Origin of the sequence: Streptomyces hesseae (assembly GCF_031845785.1) — a bacterium.
Classification (GTDB): domain Bacteria; phylum Actinomycetota; class Actinomycetes; order Streptomycetales; family Streptomycetaceae; genus Streptomyces; species Streptomyces hesseae.
Map to the genome: position 1 here is coordinate 1 of NZ_JAVRFI010000072.1, position 459 is coordinate 459.

Below are 459 nucleotides of genomic sequence, written 5' to 3' on the forward strand. Positions count from 1 at the left end.
CCCGGCGCGACGGGGTGGTGGGCCCCGCCGGGGGTGGGGCAGGTCAGCCCGTGGCGACCCGGTCCAGGATCGCTGCGGCGAGCTCCTGCGGCGCCTTCTCCGGGATCCAGTGCGAGACCCCGGGCAGCTCGACGAAGCGGTAGTCGGCGGTGACCTGGTCGGCGCAGGCCTCGGCGGCCGTCCGGCCCACGGCCATGTCCTCGTCGCTCCACACGTAGGTGGTCGGCACGCCGACCGGGTCGACCGGGGTGGAGGAGCTCATCGCCCGGTACCAGTCCAGCGCCGCGGTGAGCGCCCCCGGCGCCGACAGGTGCGCCACGTAGGTGTCGATCGCCTCGGGCGGCACGTCGCCGAGGATCCGTCGCAGCCGGCGGGCGTCGTCCTCGAGCAGCACGCGCTCGGCCTTGTCGCGCTGCCAGAACAGCTTGATGTAGGCCGAGCGCTCCTTCTGCTCCGGGT

Annotated in this window: 1 protein-coding gene; it reads right to left on the reverse strand. The window is 74.5% G+C overall.

The window, feature by feature from the left end; translation table 11 throughout:
- Positions 1-43: 43 nt before the first annotated feature.
- Positions 44-459, reverse strand: a 416-nt coding sequence (locus RM609_RS34245; RefSeq protein WP_311616589.1) for an alpha/beta fold hydrolase, incomplete at its 5' end; no start/stop codon positions are given.